The 16,500-nt window shown below is 42.1% G+C and carries 15 protein-coding genes and 1 pseudogene; all 16 read right to left on the bottom strand.

All coding sequences use genetic code 11. The annotated features are described in order from the left end of the window. Nucleotides 1-19: 19 nt before the first annotated feature. The 16 genes and pseudogenes from ftsW to mutM all read right to left on the bottom strand — a co-directional run bounded on the left by ftsW (nt 20) and on the right by mutM (nt 16,484). Nucleotides 20-1,243 (bottom strand): cell division peptidoglycan polymerase FtsW, encoded by a 1,224-nt coding sequence (gene ftsW / locus I6G42_RS06115; RefSeq protein ID WP_038805099.1) that lies wholly within the window; start codon nt 1,241-1,243, stop codon nt 20-22. A 189-nt stretch (nt 1,244-1,432) separates the two neighbouring features. Next, the gene (gene prsA, locus I6G42_RS06110) at nt 1,433-2,374 is read right to left on the bottom strand and encodes a peptidylprolyl isomerase PrsA (protein ID WP_038805098.1); all 942 of its coding nucleotides are present in this window, start codon (nt 2,372-2,374) and stop codon (nt 1,433-1,435) included. Between the two features lie 190 nt (nt 2,375-2,564). After that, on the bottom strand, nt 2,565-3,716 hold the full coding sequence (locus I6G42_RS06105) for an LPXTG cell wall anchor domain-containing protein (RefSeq protein ID WP_050562297.1): 1,152 nt from the start codon (nt 3,714-3,716) through the stop codon (nt 2,565-2,567). A gap of 305 nt (nt 3,717-4,021) precedes the next feature. Beyond that, a complete protein-coding gene (locus tag I6G42_RS06100) occupies nt 4,022-4,645 on the bottom strand; it encodes a recombinase family protein (RefSeq protein WP_038805097.1) in 624 nt (207 codons plus the stop codon). Nucleotides 4,646-4,692: 47 nt separating this feature from the next. Next, nucleotides 4,693-5,406, bottom strand: a complete 714-nt coding sequence (locus tag I6G42_RS06095) for an O-methyltransferase (RefSeq protein ID WP_068981916.1) — start codon at nt 5,404-5,406, stop codon at nt 4,693-4,695. A 1-nt stretch (nt 5,407) separates the two neighbouring features. Further along, nucleotides 5,408-7,210 carry an oligoendopeptidase F gene (gene pepF / locus I6G42_RS06090; protein ID WP_038805096.1) on the bottom strand — a complete coding sequence of 601 codons (1,803 nt, stop codon included), beginning with the start codon at nt 7,208-7,210 and terminating at the stop codon, nt 5,408-5,410. Between the two features lie 18 nt (nt 7,211-7,228). After that, complete coding sequence (locus tag I6G42_RS06085) at nt 7,229-8,185, bottom strand: competence protein CoiA (protein ID WP_038805095.1); 957 nt, start codon at nt 8,183-8,185, stop codon at nt 7,229-7,231. Between the two features lie 74 nt (nt 8,186-8,259). Beyond that, nucleotides 8,260-9,407, bottom strand: a pseudogene (locus tag I6G42_RS06080) (hypothetical protein). Nucleotides 9,408-9,584: 177 nt separating this feature from the next. Next, a complete protein-coding gene (tehB, locus tag I6G42_RS06075) occupies nt 9,585-10,445 on the bottom strand; it encodes an SAM-dependent methyltransferase TehB (protein ID WP_000413063.1) in 861 nt (286 codons plus the stop codon). 14 nt (nt 10,446-10,459) lie between these two features. Beyond that, complete coding sequence (gene smpB / locus I6G42_RS06070) at nt 10,460-10,927, bottom strand: SsrA-binding protein SmpB (protein ID WP_001051742.1); 468 nt, start codon at nt 10,925-10,927, stop codon at nt 10,460-10,462. Next, a complete protein-coding gene (rnr, locus tag I6G42_RS06065; RefSeq protein WP_000653284.1) occupies nt 10,890-13,244 on the bottom strand; it encodes a ribonuclease R in 2,355 nt (784 codons plus the stop codon). The genes smpB and rnr overlap by 38 nt, the downstream gene beginning before the upstream one ends. Nucleotides 13,245-13,446: 202 nt before the next feature. Then, nucleotides 13,447-13,680, bottom strand: coding sequence for a preprotein translocase subunit SecG (gene secG, locus I6G42_RS06060; RefSeq protein WP_000282517.1), 234 nt, complete (start codon nt 13,678-13,680; stop codon nt 13,447-13,449). 39 nt (nt 13,681-13,719) lie between these two features. Next, on the bottom strand, nt 13,720-13,869 hold the full coding sequence (gene rpmG / locus I6G42_RS06055; RefSeq protein WP_001809104.1) for a 50S ribosomal protein L33: 150 nt from the start codon (nt 13,867-13,869) through the stop codon (nt 13,720-13,722). Continuing rightward, entirely contained in the window at nt 13,860-15,068 is a 1,209-nt protein-coding gene (locus I6G42_RS06050) for a multidrug efflux MFS transporter (protein ID WP_025168924.1), read from the bottom strand. Before I6G42_RS06050 ends, rpmG begins: the two co-directional genes overlap by 10 nt. Further along, on the bottom strand, nt 15,055-15,660 hold the full coding sequence (coaE, locus tag I6G42_RS06045; protein WP_000516175.1) for a dephospho-CoA kinase: 606 nt from the start codon (nt 15,658-15,660) through the stop codon (nt 15,055-15,057). Before coaE ends, I6G42_RS06050 begins: the two co-directional genes overlap by 14 nt. Further along, a complete protein-coding gene (gene mutM, locus I6G42_RS06040; RefSeq protein WP_001114612.1) occupies nt 15,660-16,484 on the bottom strand; it encodes a DNA-formamidopyrimidine glycosylase in 825 nt (274 codons plus the stop codon). The genes coaE and mutM overlap by 1 nt, the downstream gene beginning before the upstream one ends. Nucleotides 16,485-16,500 lie beyond the last annotated feature (16 nt).

The following is a 16,500-nucleotide window of genomic DNA, read 5'->3' as shown; positions in this document are numbered from 1 at the left end:
TTTCCTTTCCATTCAATCCTTATAGAGTAACAGAAGTTTGACCTTCATATTCTCTGATAAGTTTGGCACGTTTTTCGCTGGCATCGATATTTAGTACAAAGGCAATGGCTACAGATAAGACCAGAAGACTATTCCCCCCTTGTGAAAGGAAGGGGAAGGTTACCCCTGTAGAAGGAATCAAACCGGAAATTCCACCGATATTGACAAAGACCTGAACAAGGATCATCCCTCCGACACCGATAGCAACCATGGAGTTAAAGGGATCCTTAGCTCGAATACCGACTAGAATGATTCTCAAAATCAAGAAGAAGAGAAGTGCCAAAATCATACCCGCTCCTACAAATCCAAATTCCTCGATGACGATTGAAAAGACGAAATCCGTATGCGCTTCTGGCAAATAACCACGTTTCTCAATGGAATTTCCTAATCCAAGTCCAAACCAGCCACCATTTACCATTGCATAGTAGGAATTTGCGAGCTGGTGTCCTGCACCCGCCAAGTCATTAAAGGGATTAAAGAAGGCACTAAAACGTTTGGCAACGTAACCAAATACCGGAATTTGAGAAAACTTTTCAACCCCGACAAAGCGAATGACAGACAAGACCAAAATCGAACTGCCCGCCAAGAGAGTCAGAATAGTCGAAAACCAACGATAGGCGATTCCACTAACCGTATACATGATGAGAGCCACCAAAACCAAGATGGTCGCATTTCCCAAGTCGGGGAAAATCCCCAAACTACCAATCAGAACCAGTAAAACGAAACGCCAGTCGTTAAAAGCTCGAGGTAACCACTGATTCTGAGTCAAGACTTGGAAGTCGTAAACAGCTATCTCATCTTGCTGTTTTGAGAATCGATGGGCTAGGTACCAAATAATGATAATCTTAAGATACTCTGCAGGCTGAATCGTTACAGGTCCTACAGAAATCCAACCGTAGGCACCATTTACTGGTGTTCCAATTAGCCGAGCCAAAGCTAGGAGAATCATCTCTACAAACATAACGATAAAAATCAAGCGTTCATTTCTTAAAAAACCAAGTTTCAGTTTATAAATTAAGGCAATCAAAACCAAACTAACTACCCAAAACATTCCTTGGTTCCGAGCTAACTGAAGAGCACTTTTCCCTTCTTGGATCAAGGTAGCACTCGTCGTTGAGTAAACAACAATTAGACCCAAAATCGATAAAAGGAGGTAAGGAATCAAAATGGAATAGTTCAATAGGTGCCTTTTACTAATTTTCATATGTCACCACTCTAATAGAAACAGAGAAAACTGTTCCTAATTCCGTTTTATTTTCTAGTTTTGATTGCTATTATACCATTTTTTCAGAAAGAAAAAAACTCTTATCCTCCAATCCTTCGAATTTTGCTATTTGGACAAAATTGATTACTAAAAAATACAAACTTCAAGACGAAGTTTGTATTTTCTTTTTTATTCTGCTGATGAGCTACTGCTTGAGTTTGAGTCTGCACCACCAACGTATTGGGCAAAGATATTTTGGAAAACAGGATCTTTCACTTTAATATTTGCAGCTTGGAATTCTTTTCCGATAACGCTCTGAACGAAAGATGAATCGTTTTGTTTCTGAGCCAGGATGACCGTTTTCAATTTTTCTTTGTAATCATCTAGGTTTGATGATTTTTCTGTTTTCTTGGTTAGCTTAATAATGTAGTATTGGGTACTGTAGGCTTGTGTTCCAGTCGCTGTGATGACATCAGAGACACCATTCACATCCAAGGCAAAGGCCGCCTTCTTGACTTGTTCTGGAAGTTCTGTTGATGCAGAGTCAAAAGTGATTTCGCCACCATTTTCTTTTGTCTTGTCATCGTTTGAGTTGTCTTTTGCCAACTGGGCAAAATCCGCTCCTTCAGCTTTTGCTTTTTCAAGAACTTCTTTTGCCTTGTCTTCATTATCCATACGGATGATCTGAGCTGTTACATCTGGTGTATAAGACTCAAAAGCTTTTTGGTAAGCTTCGTCAGTCAATTCACTCTCTGCGGCTTTTTTAACTGCCAATTCGACCAACTTACTTGTGCGAATTTGAGCTTTACGAGTCTCAGGAGTCATACCCGCACGTTGAAGTACGCTGTTGTAGCTATCGCCGTATTTCTTTTGTTCCTCAGCAACGGCATCATCCACCTCTTTGTCAGTCACTTCTGAACCATATTGTTTTTCAAATACTTTTTGGATGGTCATATTAAGCAAGACTTGTTGCGCAGTTGGATTGTTTTTGACTTGTTCATAAAATTGGTGTTCAGTGACGACATCACCCTTCATGCTGATGAGGTCAGCCCCTTCAGAACTTTTTGAACAAGCAGCCAAAGTCGCTACAGATAATAAGGTAATGGCTCCTGCCAATAGTTTTTTCTTCATGTTTACTCCTTTTTCTAAAAACGGTCAAAAATTTCTCTAGACCAACTCAATCATTATACCATATTTTATAGCAGATAACTTAAATAAGACTAAAAATACTAGCTTTTAAATTTTAAATGATTCCATTTTTTCTTATTCCAAAAAGAACCTGAACAACAGTTCAAGTTCTTGTTTATCGTATGTTAATTTTTTAGTGACGTCCTTTGTAAGTTAGACCTGCTAAGCCAAGACTTGCTAGGAGAAGACCTACTAGAGAAAGTGAAGAACTTTGTTCACCCGTGTTTGGAAGAGCTGGAGTTTCTTTTTTCGACGTAGGTTTGTCAGCTTTAGAGTTTGAAGTTTGCCCAACAGGTTTGACAGGAGCTGTTGGAGCAGTATTCGAATTAGTTTGTGGTTTAAGCTCTGGCTTAACTTCTGGTTTTGAAGTATCAGAAGGTTTAGGTGCCGGTTTTACTTCTGGTTCTGGAGTCGGAGTTGGCGTTGGTTCCGGAGTCGGAGTTGGCGTTGGCGCTGGTTTCGGAGTCGGAATCGGAGTTGGCGTTGGCGCTGGTTCCGGAGTTGGCTCCTCTACTTTCTTGTATTCTAGGCGCAGATCATTGTATCCGTCTGCCGAGCCATAGAAGTATTCATTAACTATGTCATACGTCATGTCATAGTTTGGCATCCAGCTATCCTTTGAGATTATCTCATGTCCATTAAATTTTTTATAGATATTGATAGTCTGCCCGGGATTTATCACGCCCGTCATTTGACCAAGCATCTCTCTTGTTTCAATATCATAATAAGTGATGCGGTATTTGAGGGGCTCCTGCTTTTCTTCATCTTTTGGTGCTGGTCCCGGTTTTACTTCTGGTTTTGGCGTATCAGAAGGTTTAGTTTCCGGTTTTACTTCTGGTTTTGACGTATCAGAAGGTTTAGTTTCCGGTTTTACTTCTGGTTTTGAAGTCTCTGAAGGTTTGACATCTGTATTTAATTTTCTATAATCCAGATACATTCCGTGGTATCCATCTGGATCACCGTGGAAATAAAGACTCACCATATCATAGGTTATGACATAATTAGGCATCCAGCTGATCTTTGAGACAATTTGATATCCGCTAATCTCTTTATGTATATTAATGGATTCACCAGGTCTTATAGTGCCCGTCATTTCAGGAGCAATTTCTTCTCCTGTCTCCGCGTCATAAAAAGAGATACGGAAATTAATTGACCTCTGTTGTTCTTCAGCTTTTACGACAGTAGCCCCTAAAACAGGCACATCAGTCAAAGCTGGCGCAACAACACCAAGAGCTGCAACAGAAAGCAAAGAAATACCAAGTTTGGTCACTTTATTCGTTTTCATAATTTCCTCCTTAGGAATGTAGAATTACTTTTTAATGTGCGCAAATACTATAAAAAGCCTAATTTTTTGATTTTAGTATTTCGTAAAATTCACCTCAACCACTTGAGCGACAAGGGTTTTGGTGTATCGCGTAAAGACCGTTAAACGATACACTTAAAAAAACAAAAAATACCAATCCAACACAGGCTCAAAACCTTGTTAAATTCGTATTTTCTGAAATATTCACATTGTTATTTTGAATGTTTCGCCAAACGGTCGTTAATCGACACAAATTTACGCCTTTATTCTACCATTTTGTCTTGTTTTTAGCAAGAATTTTGCGAAACTTTTTTTCGATTGTTGGCCACATCGTTGCGTTCCAACACTTTATAGATGGTTGAGGTCGAAATTTGTTCTGTTTTTGCAATTTTTCTTATGCTTAATCCACCTGCCAAATACTGCTCAATAATTCTCTCCTCCTTCTTTTTCGAAATTCGCTTAGCACCCAGTTTGACACCTTTTTCCTTAGCTTTACGAAGCCCTTCACGAGTACGAAATCGCAAGTTTTCCAGCTCACTTTCTGCCACAAATCCTAAAATGACACAAAGTAACCTACCAATGAGCGAATCGGTTTCCAGCTTTTCATGCAAACTGACTAGCTGAATATCCGAATCATTAAATTGTTCAATCAGTTCTAGCAATTTAAACATAGAGCGCGTAAGCCTATCAAGCTTGTAGATGGTGAAAGTGACTTGCGTTCCTTTTTTCGAAAGCGTTTGAGCCAATTTTAGAGCCTTTTCGAGTTCTGAGCGTGCATTATTTGAGCCAGATTCACGCTCGATAAAAAGCTGGTCACAATGCTTGAGAGCATCGATTTGCACCTCTAAGCCCAAATCTTGCTTGTGGGTTGAAACGCGTGCATAGCCAATATTGATGATGTTTTGAGACATAAAAATCCTCCTGTTTTTGATACAGAAGGATTATACGATTTTTAATATTATTCCATTTCTGGTAAAGTTACATTTTCCACATTCTTTCGTAGCATAAGAATACCGTCTCCAAGTGGAACTAAAGTCGCTGTTAAATCTGGATTGTCTAACGTTGCGTCGAACAGTCTTTGCAAACCACGGTAAATGGTGCGTTGACCCCGACGGACTTCCATGATGTCCTTGGCAACATCGCCTCCTTGGAAAATATCATCCAAAACCACTACTCCACCAACTTCCAAGTGTTTAAGGATTTCTGGTAGAAAGACGATGTACTTGGACTTGGCTGAATCCATAAAGACAAAGTCATATGTTTCAGTCAAGGTTAACAAGACATCGACTGCGTCTCCCTCTAGGAGGGTGATTTGTTTGCGACTGTCAAACTGGGCAAAGTTTTCCTTGGCAAAGCCTATCATCTCAGGATTGCGGTCAATGGTTGTAATCTTAGCATTTGGTGCATGTTCCGCCATCAGGAGGGCAGAAAAGCCAATTGCCGTTCCAATCTCCAAAATGTTCTTGGGCTGCAGACTTTCCATGAGAAAACGGAAATATGCGACTGTTTCATGAGGAATAATGGGAATATTTTCCTTACGAGCGAAGGTTTCCAATTCTTTCAAGGAACCTGTCACCTGCTTTTGACGCTGGCGCATGAACTCTACGATTTCTTCCTTGACAACGGGACGACGCATGTTATGATTGGCGTTTTTACTATAAGACTCTACCATCTTAAGCTAGTCCCAATTTTTCAACTAAGGCTTCAAACTCATTCAAGCGGCGTTCAAAGACTGCAAAGGCGTCGTTGAGATAGTCTTCCTTCTCCATATCTACTCCCGCTTTTCTCATGACATTGAGTGGATAGTCTGACTTACCTGCCTTGAGGTAGTCGATATAACGGTCACGGTCTTCCTGACTACCATGGACAATCTTCTCAGCCAAGGCTGAAGCCGCTGCAAAACCAGTCGAATACTGGTATACGTAGTAGTTATAGTAGAAGTGTGGAATGCGCGCCCACTCGTATTGGATTTGAGGATTGTCTTCCTTGCTGAGTCCATAGTACTCTTGGTTCAAGTCAGCGTAGAGTTTATTGAGGAAATCACTTGTCAAGACTTCTCCATTTTGGTCTGCTTGGTGGATGGCGTGTTCAAACTCAGCGAATTGAGTTTGACGGAAGACTGTTCCACGGAAACCGTCTAGGAAGTTATTGAGAATAGCAAAGCGAGTTGCATCGTCTTCCACTTCCTCCAATAATTTCTCCGTCAAGATATTTTCATTGGTCGTTGAGGCAATCTCTGCCAAGAAGATAGAATAATCCCCGTAAACATATGGTTGGGTTTCACGAGTATAGCTTGAGTGCATACTATGACCTGTTTCATGGACAAGGGTAAAGAGATTGTCTAGATTGTCCTGCCAGTTGAGGAGCATAAAGGCATTGGTATCGTATGAACCACCAGAGTAGGCACCAGAACGCTTGCCTTGATTTTCATAGACATCAATCCAACGCTCACTGAAGGCCCGTTTAACACGGCTCAAGTAGTCGTCACCCAAGACCGCCAAGGCCTCTTCTGCCTTTTTCAAGGCTTCTTCGTAAGTAAAGCTATAATCTACTGACGAGAGCGGAGTGTAGACATCATACATCTTGAGATCTGAAATCCCCAAGATTTTAGAACGAAGTTTAAGGTAACGATGTAAGAGTGGCAAATGCTTGCGAACTGCTGCTACTAGATTGTCATAGACACTTTCTGGAACAAAATTTGCTGCGAGGGCTGCATGGCGAGCACTCTTATAGTTACGAACTTTTGCGCGGTAGTTTTGCACCTTAACATTTGTCTGCAAAGTCTTAGCGTAAGTATGCTGGAATTGCTCATAAGTCGCATAAAGGGCTTCATAGGCACCACGGCGCACCTCACGGTTTTTAGACTCCATCAAGCGAATGTAAGTACTGTGTGAGAGTTGCACTTCCTTGCCTTCGTCATCAAGGACATATGGGAAGCTAATATCCGCGTTGTCCAAAATAGCGAAGGTTTCACTAGCAGCGCCAAAGATTTCTCCTGCTCCAGCAAGCAATTCTTCCTCACGTTGCGAAAGAACATGGTCTTTCTTTTGCAAGAGCTTGTCAAAAAAGTGCTTGTAAACTTGGAGTTTTGGTTGAGCTTCTAGGAAGGCCGCATACTGCTCTTCACTAATCTCCATAAACTCAGGTTCATAGAATGAAAAGGCTTGTTCTAACTGACTGTATAGGGTCATTGCCTTAGCATAGTACTCTTGATACTTGGCCTCACGCGTGTCCTGGTCATTTTTCATATGCGCATAGACATAAAGCTTTTCAACTTGGCGTTCCAAGTCAAGTGAGAATTCTGTAATCTCAAGCAAACTGTCTGCGCTATCCAAGAGATGCCCCTCATACTGGGCTGCTGTTTGTACTTTTTCAGTTAAGTCTTTCAAGGCTTCTTCCCAAGCATGATCTGTTGGGTAGATTGTTGAAAGATCCCATGTATCTTTTTCATTTATTTCATGTCGTTGTAATACCATAAGATTCCTCCATCCTTTCTATTTTACCATATTTCTTGAGAAATATAAGTGATAAAAGGCTGGTGGATAGAGCTTTTGGCGATTATTTTTCGGATTTTTTTGATAGTATGCCTGAAAATTTCTATAATAGCTAGTCAGATCCGTTTCAATCTGCAAAAAATCACCTGATGCTATCGGTCTGACCTGGGGATACCAGTCGTCCAGTTGACGGTTTAATAGATTGTCTCCTTGCTGATAGGCCTCCTCCTGCTTCTTCATCCAGTAAGGCGTTTGGTAGTACAACTGCTGACGAATGTAGTGACAGATAGATGAATCTTGTACAACTGCAAAATGAGGCAGTTTTTGTTTTTGATAAGGAAATCGTAGAATTTCCAAGAGATTTCCTTGGCCATAGGGAAATTCCTTGACCTGAAAATGAAGCTTGCCACGTAGATCCTGATGCAGAAGATATTTGAGTCTCAAAATTTTCCTTTTGAGATCCAGTTCCCAAACATAGAAACCCATATTTTGACTAAAATAGAGAAATCCCCTTTGCAGTTGTGTTAATCGCTCTTTTAACCAGAGTTTTTCTCCCAGTAGCCAGATAACCTGATAGCCCTGGCTACGGTATCCTTGGCTTCTATCGCCTAAAATCTTTTGAGACAAGGGACTACACTGAACCTCCAGAGCTAGTTTCTCATTGACGAGAACATCCGCTATCTGCTGAATCTCGGGCAAACTATATTCTAAGGCGACCTGACTGTCCTTCTTGGCCCAGTGATAAAGGGCCTCTTTGTTGCCTAAGTGTTCTGGACTTTCATTCTCGAAAATAGCGATACAATCCCTTAACCTTTCATGGGCAAAGTGCGTTCGAACACTCTGTCCTTGGCGTAAGCGTAGTCCGCCCCCACAAACTGGGCAGGTGTAAGGCTGCTTGGTCACATCTTTTTCGAGGGCATTCACCAAATTTCCCTTGGCATCTCTGGCTACAAACATGGTCTACCTCCTTTTCTCATTTATTCGAAAAAGAAGTAAAAAAGGCTGGAATTCCAGCCTTTCATATTGCTTTTTTATCTTTTAAATCTCTTAGAGTATTTTTTAGTATAGGAATGAGATTGGGGATCTGCTCGCTTCTAATGACGAGCACGCCATATTCCTGACAACGATTGGCATAAACGGGATTGATTTTCCCCGTACAGACAATTAACTTGAGGCAACTCTCCCCAGCAAAATGATTGGCGTAGACTTCTAGTTCGTTGATGGCTTCAACTGATAAATCTGTCATCTTGCAGGAGATAAAGGTAATCGAGCGCCCCTTTCTCAGAATGACATCAATCTCATTTTGAACATTGTCTGCCTCTGGAAAGATGCCGTTCCAATCAATTTCACCGCCTATCATGCACTCATCAAACAGCTGAGATTCAAGCGCCAAGAGATAGAGATACACCTCTAAAATATGCCCCTTGTTGCGACAAAAAACTTGAGCTTCTTGACTTGGAAAGCTGTATGCTACTCGTTTCTTGTCTTCACTTTCAATACGAATCATCCCAGCCTCCACAAGTAAAGGGATGAGAGATTCTGGGTAGTGATAATACTTGCCATTGTTTTCCAGTATCTTTTCGGTTTCAGCATGAAGGTCATTGGTCTTAGCTAGAGAGAAAAATTGGGTCACTTGATACCAGTGAGCAGGATTGGAAATGGCAGAGCTGGCTAATTTTTTGATGGCAGCAATTTGCTCAACTGAGTGGATAGGGCGTTTTGATTTGAGCATTTTTCCACCACGCAAGGCTATCAACTGTTGGATGCTTAGGGTAGGGATGTCCAAGTCTTCTTTTTCCAACTGACCAGCTACCCACTTGTATTGTTTTCCCCGCTCGACATCCATGGCTACGATGGGGAGGTGGCGATCCAAGCCATATTGATAGAGAGATAAGGCTAGTAGTGAATCTCCGCCAAAAACATCGAGAAGGACTTGGTCATAGCCTGCAAGGCAATAATCTAACTGGTCTGTTAATTGTTCTAAAGATAGCTGACGAAAGGTCACACGCTGGATATGGGGGACTTCTTCAAGGATAAACTGACGGAGAGAAACTTTCTCTTCATTGCTTATTTTTATCAAAGATAGAAAAAGAATCTCGTCACAATCACTGATAAAGGCTTGGTAGACATTCTTTTCCAATACATGCCGATCATACAATTCCACCAAAAGACTCGTCATTCGACCACCTCCATCATAAAGACTTTCTTGCGCTGAGTGTATCAGCAATACAGCCCTACTGCTCAGATTTCCTACTTCTAGTATAGCATAAAATCCTGCTCGCCCCAATCAACCAACGCAAACAAAAACGAATAGAGACCTTGCAAAGTGGTTTCTATTCGCTGGTATAGGTTTGATTTACTTGATTTTTTTAGCTAGCATAGTCGCAAAGCGTAATTGAATGCGATTGCCATTTTCATCACGACGGTGCAGATGTCCTGGGTTTTCATTATACTTGACCAATTCCCAATCCTTGTAGTAGTCGGCTAGCTCCCCTTCTTTAAAGGTGAATGGGAAATTCACTGAGCAAGGATAATCCTCTGTATCCATGGCACAGACGATAAGATTGTAGCCACCGACCGTGGTGTGCTCCTGCATATTTTGGATAATAGCTGGAATGCGGTCCGCTTGTAGGAACATCAGAACAACTGTCGATACGATGAAATCATAGTCTTGGCTAATGCTGGCTGAATTGATATCATAAAGTCCGACAGGCATGTCTAGATCCTCTTGTTCCACAATGCTTTGCAAGATTTCAAGGGACAATTCATTTTGATCCACAGCTGTCACATCAAAACCATTCTGTGCGAGAAAGAGAGAGTTACGGCCTTGACCACAACCCAAATCCAAGGCTCTTCCTGGTTTCACCGTTTGCACAGCCTCTAGGACCTCTGAATGGACTGGATTGGTCTGGTATTTCTTAGGGAAATAATCCTCAGGTTTACAATAAAATTCCAAGTACCATTCTACATCGTCTGTTGCAGCCTCTACTCGGTGCCAGGCTTGCGGTTGCGCCATGGGATTGTCAGCCCCTGCCTCAAAGAGGTGCTCAGCTAGAACCTCACCATCTTCTGTCAACTCAATAAACTTGAGTGCCCCCTTCAAGACAGTAATTTTTCCCCAGGTGCCGACTTTAGTATTGTGCTTTTGCTGAACTGCTTCAGGCATGGTCTGTTTATTCCACAAGGGCATCCGTTTATAGGCAATTAATTTTTCCATTTTACTTCCTCTTCTTAACGCTGGTTGACAGCTTTCATCACACGCGCGATGTCGCGGTTTTGTTCACGACGCTTGATAGACTCCCGTTTATCATAGTCATGTTTCCCTTTAGCAAGTCCTAAAAGAAGCTTGGCGTAGCCATCTTTGATATAGACTTTAAGGGGAACAAGGGTCATTCCTGTCCCTTTGGTCTCTTGTTCCAATTTTTGAATTTGCTTCTTATGGAGCAGGAGTTTACGACGGCGTTCTGGTTCCTGGTTCCAGATATTGCCCTCTTCGTAAGGGGCAATATGAACATTGCTCAGCCAGACTTCCCCATTTTTTACTTGGGCAAAGCCGTCCTTGAGATTGATTCGAGCAGCTCGAACGCTCTTGATTTCCGTTCCTGTCAGGACCATTCCTGCCTCTAGCGTATCTACGATTGTATAGTCGTGGTGCGCCTTTTTATTTTGTGCGACGACCTTTCCCTCGCCCTTTGCCATACTTGGCTCCTTTCTTAGCTACTTCCTTGTAAAAAGGTTTCTTGCCTTTTTTCTTTTTATCCTTTTGTGAATGCTTGTGCTTATCATTTGAGCGCCCTGATTTTCTCTTGTCTTCCTTCTTGTCTGAACGACGACTTGAACCACGACCTCTGTCTTTGCGCCCAGCTTGTTTCAAACCTTTTTCGATGACATCAAACTCACTTGGGATATAAGAGAAGTCAATCTCACCTGTCATCTTATCCGCTCTTTCAACTCGAATTCGAATTTGCTGTCCTACACGGAAAGTTGTTCCTGATTTTTCCCCACGAAGAGTCAAATCCCGTTCATTAAAATGATAAAATTCAGGCAAATTGGTAATGTGAATCAATCCTTCGACTGTATTTGGCAATTCGACAAAGAGACCGAATTTAACGATGCTAGACACAACCGCATCGTACTCTTCGCCCACGTATTCTTCCATGTACTCAGCCTTTTTCATTGCTTCGACTTCACGCTCTGCCTCGATGGCACGACGCTCACGATTAGAAGACTGGGTAGCAATCTCAGGAATAACCTGTTCAAAATGCTCGGCTACGTCCTTGGAACGTCCATAGTCACGAATCATCCGATGAACAAGAAGGTCAGGATAACGACGAATTGGGCTGGTAAAGTGAGTGTAATAGTCCGCAGCTAGTCCATAGTGACCATGATTATGCTCAGAATAACGAGCCTGCTGCATAGAACGCAAAAGCATCATGGACAATACATCCGCATAGGGTTCTCCCTCAACAGCACGCATGATGTCTTGAAGCGCCTCCTGGCTAATCTCACTGGCAGTCCCATAAATCCGCAAACCAAAGCTCGAAGCATAATCAATAAACTTCTGAACTTTTTCAGCCTTGGGCTCCTCGTGAATCCGATAAATGAAAGGTAGGTCCAGTTTACTGAAGTGCTCGGCAACCGTTTCGTTAGCAATCAACATGAAGGACTCAATCATCCGCTCTGCAATGCCACGTTGGCGAAGAACGATATCCACAGGCTTGCCTTTTTTATCCACTAGAATCTTAGCTTCATTAGTATCAAAATTGAGAGCTCCACGTTTCTCACGCATGTTTTCTAGCCTTTCATGAAGCTTGGCCATGAGTTCGATACCAGGAACAATTTTCTTAAACTCTTGTCTTTTTTCCTCGTCGCCAGCCAGGATGTCATTGACAGCGCTATAGGTCATACGGAAACTAGTCTTGATAACCGTTTGGGTAATGGTGTAATGAACCACACGACCATGTTTATCAATTTCCATAATAGCAGACTGGGTCAAGCGATCTACTTGAGGATTGAGAGAGCAGATACCATTTGACAGTCGTTCTGGAAGCATTGGAACTACACGGTCTGTCACATAAACAGAAGTCGCGCGGTTAAGGGCTTCCTTGTCAAGTGCAGAACCCTCTGTCACATAGTAGGAAACATCCGCGATGTGAACTCCGAGTTCCATATTGCCATTTTTCAAAGGCTTAATGTGAACTGCGTCGTCCAAGTCCTTGGCATCTGCGCCGTCAATGGTGAAGGTAAGCTCATCTCTCAAATCAAGACGACCTTCCATATCCTTCTCTGATGGAGCATTCGGCACACTTTCAACCTCCTTGAGAGCAGCTTCTGGGAATTCTGAGACAATATCCATGGATTCCAAGACTTCAAGAACGTCAATCCCAGCATCAGTCGAGTGCCCCACCACATCAAGGACACTAGCAACAAAGAAATCATGTTTCTTACTTGGGTATTTATCGATAAAGACCTTGAGAACCTCAGTACCTTCCAACTTGATAGCTGGTTTCTTAACATAGATGGGTTGGCTGATTTTCTGATTTTTTGAACGAATGTAGCCCGCATACTTGGGCTTTTCCTGATCCAGAACGATTTGCCCGACAACAGTTGTCAGACTGTGTTCTAGAATATCAATAATTTTGGCTTCGGCAGCAGTTCCCTTGTTACGGTCAGCGACTTTCTTGATGACCACCTCAACGGTATCGCCATCAATGGCATAGTTGACATCGTTTTTTCCTACAAAAAGATCGTCCTCTTCCCCTTCTAGACTGACAAAACCAAAGCCATTTTTATGGGCATGAAAAATCCCTTTGAGGGTGATTTCATGTTTCTTCTTCTGATCCAAGGCAAGGCTACCATCATCTTCAAAACGAATCTGGTGCTTTCTTTCCATCAGAGACAGGGTTTTAATCAACTCACGGAAATCCTTGGATCCATCCTTTCCGAGAACCTGAGCCAGGTCATTTACCGTCACTCGCCCCTTCTCTTGCAAATATTCTTTAATTTTATCTTTCATGTTTTCTTTCTAGATTTTTAATTTTCTTTTACTGTAAGACCTTCTCAAACATCATTTAATACTCAATAAAAATCAAAGAGCAAACTAGAAAGCTAGGCGCAGGCAGTACTTGAGTACGACAAGCCGACGCTGACGTGGTTTGAATTTGATTTTTGAAGAGTATAAAAATAAAAATAGGCAAAGACCTAGTCCTGCCCATTTCTTATCTACTTGATAATACCGTCAATGCTAAGGCAATGGCTAGCCAGAAAAAGACTAAAATACCTGTCAAACGTTGCATCACGGCTTCAAAACCACGTGCTTTACTACGTTCAAACAAATCACCTGAGCTGGCATCAAATACATTGCTGGATTGGTTTTTAGTTGGTTGCATGAAAATCGCAATCACAATCACAACAGATAATACTAATAAAATGGTTAATAATAGGTTGTACATATCAAACTCCTTAAAATCCCTATTATTTTACCATAAATTCTACTTAGATTCAAGATGTAGGGTTACTTTTCTTTCCTTGGGACAATACTTTAAAACCTCAATCTTGTCTGGATGGGTTTTGGAGTTTTTACTGGTTAGGTAATTAATACTGCCACAAGAGGAGCATTTGAGATTAATTTTTACTCGCACGAGATTTCCTTTACTTTTAATAATGATCTAAATTGAACTAAGTTAAATAAACAACTGAAAGCTACACAGGCTGCTGTCGCATAAAAAACAGAGTGGTAGCCGAATTGCCCTGCTACTGCTGAACCAGTCATGGGACCAACAACACCCCCAAGGTAGAAAAAGACTTGGTTAAAGGCAAAAATCCTTGAAATGCCTACTTTGGGAGTCATCTTACTAAGCAATGCATTAACACCTGGTATCAGAGCACCCGTTCCCAAACCAAAGAGAAAACGATACAAGCCAAGTTGAAGGGGGCTGGTTGCATGGGCACAAAGAAGGTAAATGATGACTGAATAAATCTGCGCTGCAACTAAAAGTCTATGATTTCCCACCTTATCTCCTAGTTTTCCCATCACTCCAGCACTCATCATGCTAGAAAATCCCATACTGGATACTATCAAACCAGATACAAAGAGGAGATTTTCAGTCTGCCCTAAGTCCCGAACATAGAGAGCTAGAATGGGACCAATTGATTGAGCTGAAAATTGAATGACAAAGCTGGTTAAAAACAAGTTAATCAAAAGATGAGAGTGTTTAATAGAACTAAACAACTCTTTTGTTGGGATAGCCTTCTCCTTAGCTACTGGTTGAAAATCTTCCTTGATGAAGAAAATGGTTAGGATTGCAGCTAAAAATAGGAAAGCACCCACCAATAAAAAGACATTGCGAATACCAAAAATTTCAGCAATCAAGCCACCCACAAAGGGCCCGGTTAGGGTTCCAGCTACTACTCCAGTTGATAAAGTCCCCAAAGCATAGCCAGACTTATCCTTGGGAACTTGACTGGCTATTAAAGCTGTCGCATTCGGTACGAAACCTGTAAATACGCCATTTAGTAATCTAAGAAAGATTAGCCAATAGATGTTCGGCACAAAGGCCAAGCCTCCCATGGTGATGGTCATAGCAAGCCCAGCTCGAATCATCATGGGCTTTCGACCATATTTGTCAGCAAGAATACCCCAGATAGGAGAAATCAAAGCTGCTGAAACTGCCGAAACTGAGATAGCTAATCCAGCATAGAAAGCAACTTGGTTACTCTCGATTCCCAACTGCTCTACAAAGATAGGCATGAAAGGAACGACCAGGGAAATACTAGCTCCCGTTAGAAAACTACCGAACCAGGCGACACGAAGATTCTCTTTCCAACTAATCTCTGTCATCATGTTCACCTCCATCAAGCAGAAAAGATACCTGATCTAGAAGTTGATCTCGATTTCCATTGTTGTCCAGGACATGACTCGCCAATTTTTTCTTTTCTTCTAAAGACCACTGGGCGGCCAGACGGGACTCTGCTACTTCTTTAGAAAGATGATCCCGTTTCATGAAACGTTCTAGTTGTATATCACAGTCCACATAGACCAGCCATGTTTCATCAAACCAAGCACTGTAGTCCTGTTCAAAAAGCAGGGGAATATCCATGAAAAAAATCGCTTCTGTCTGAGCCAACTGTTCTCTCAGTGCAGTCAATTCCTCACGAATAATCTCTCCTTGGGTTTGTTTAGACCATTCCCGCTCCTCAGGATTTGAAAAGATGAGGCTAGCCAGGAGAGGGCGATTGAGTTCTCCATTTTCTAAGAGAATTTCCTGTCCAAAGTGCTGAACTAAGAGCTGATAAAGACGCCCACCAGGTCTTTGTAGCTGATGGACGACTGCATCAGCATCCACCACTTGAAAGCCTTGCTCTCTTAGGAAATTTGTCACAGTTGACTTACCAGAAGCAATTCCTCCTGTGATTCCGATAATTTTTCCCATCAGTCTCTCCTTTGACAAGTTGGACAAAAGTGGGTTCCACGTCCGCCTAATTGGATTTTCTCAATTAGAGTTCCACAGCGTGCACATTCTTGACCAGTCTTATCATAGACCTGATGGAAATCCTGCATGGTTCCGTCTTCCCCAAAGGCATTGGTATAGGTTCGAATGGTGGAACCGCCCTTTTCAACTGCCTGTCCCAAAACAGCAATGGTTTGGTCATGAATAGCCGACGCTTCTTCTACCGTCAAAGTCTGGGAAGGTCTAGCTGGATGAACCTGAGCTCGCCAGAGGACCTCATCCACATAGATATTGCCAAGACCAGCTACCAAGGTCTGGTCTAGGAGATGGGATTTGATAGGCTTTTTAGACTTGGCTAGAGCAGTTTGAAAGACCTGCAAATCAAAGTCCTGCTCTCTTGGCTCAGGTCCTAATTTTTTAGAAACAAAGTAGGCGCCCAAAAGATCTGGCGCCAGCAGTTCCATAGTACCAAACTTGCGCACATCCTCATAAACAAGCGTCCCACCATCCTCAAACTGGAAGAAAACATGGGCATGCTTGCGTTCAGGAACCTGGTCCGGATAGTAAAAATACTTGCCCTCCATCCGCAGATGGGAAATCAATACCTTATCTGTCAGGTAGAAAAGCAGATACTTGCCACGGCGCCCCATGGACTCAATTACTTGGCCAGGCACTTCCTTTTGAAACTCGTCCAAATCCGTCTTAATCATCTTGGGATAAGCAATCTCTATACTAGAAATCTTCTTTCCCAAAATTAATTTCTCTAAGCCACGACGAACCGTTTCAACCTCTGGTAATTCAGGCATAAGTCCTCCTTCCGTA

The sequence above is a fragment of the Streptococcus oralis genome (genome assembly GCF_016028255.1).
GTDB lineage: Bacteria > Bacillota > Bacilli > Lactobacillales > Streptococcaceae > Streptococcus > Streptococcus oralis_AC.
Note: the sequence above shows the minus strand (reverse complement) of the source record. Positions and strands in the feature narration are given on the sequence as shown.

Excerpts from the sequence above, each read along its gene's own strand:
- ftsW (WP_038805099.1), bottom strand. The coding sequence starts at position 1,243 with ATGAAAATTAGTAAAAGGCACCTATTGAACTATTCCATTTTGATTCCT.
- prsA (WP_038805098.1), bottom strand. The coding sequence starts at position 2,374 with ATGAAGAAAAAACTATTGGCAGGAGCCATTACCTTATTATCTGTAGCG.
- I6G42_RS06105 (WP_050562297.1), bottom strand. The coding sequence starts at position 3,716 with ATGAAAACGAATAAAGTGACCAAACTTGGTATTTCTTTGCTTTCTGTT.
- I6G42_RS06100 (WP_038805097.1), bottom strand. The coding sequence starts at position 4,645 with ATGTCTCAAAACATCATCAATATTGGCTATGCACGCGTTTCAACCCAC.
- I6G42_RS06095 (WP_068981916.1), bottom strand. The coding sequence starts at position 5,406 with ATGGTAGAGTCTTATAGTAAAAACGCCAATCATAACATGCGTCGTCCC.
- pepF (WP_038805096.1), bottom strand. The coding sequence starts at position 7,210 with ATGGTATTACAACGACATGAAATAAATGAAAAAGATACATGGGATCTT.
- I6G42_RS06085 (WP_038805095.1), bottom strand. The coding sequence starts at position 8,185 with ATGTTTGTAGCCAGAGATGCCAAGGGAAATTTGGTGAATGCCCTCGAA.
- tehB (WP_000413063.1), bottom strand. The coding sequence starts at position 10,445 with ATGGAAAAATTAATTGCCTATAAACGGATGCCCTTGTGGAATAAACAG.
- smpB (WP_001051742.1), bottom strand. The coding sequence starts at position 10,927 with ATGGCAAAGGGCGAGGGAAAGGTCGTCGCACAAAATAAAAAGGCGCAC.
- rnr (WP_000653284.1), bottom strand. The coding sequence starts at position 13,244 with ATGAAAGATAAAATTAAAGAATATTTGCAAGAGAAGGGGCGAGTGACG.
- secG (WP_000282517.1), bottom strand. The coding sequence starts at position 13,680 with ATGTACAACCTATTATTAACCATTTTATTAGTATTATCTGTTGTGATT.
- I6G42_RS06050 (WP_025168924.1), bottom strand. The coding sequence starts at position 15,068 with ATGACAGAGATTAGTTGGAAAGAGAATCTTCGTGTCGCCTGGTTCGGT.
- coaE (WP_000516175.1), bottom strand. The coding sequence starts at position 15,660 with ATGGGAAAAATTATCGGAATCACAGGAGGAATTGCTTCTGGTAAGTCA.
- mutM (WP_001114612.1), bottom strand. The coding sequence starts at position 16,484 with ATGCCTGAATTACCAGAGGTTGAAACGGTTCGTCGTGGCTTAGAGAAA.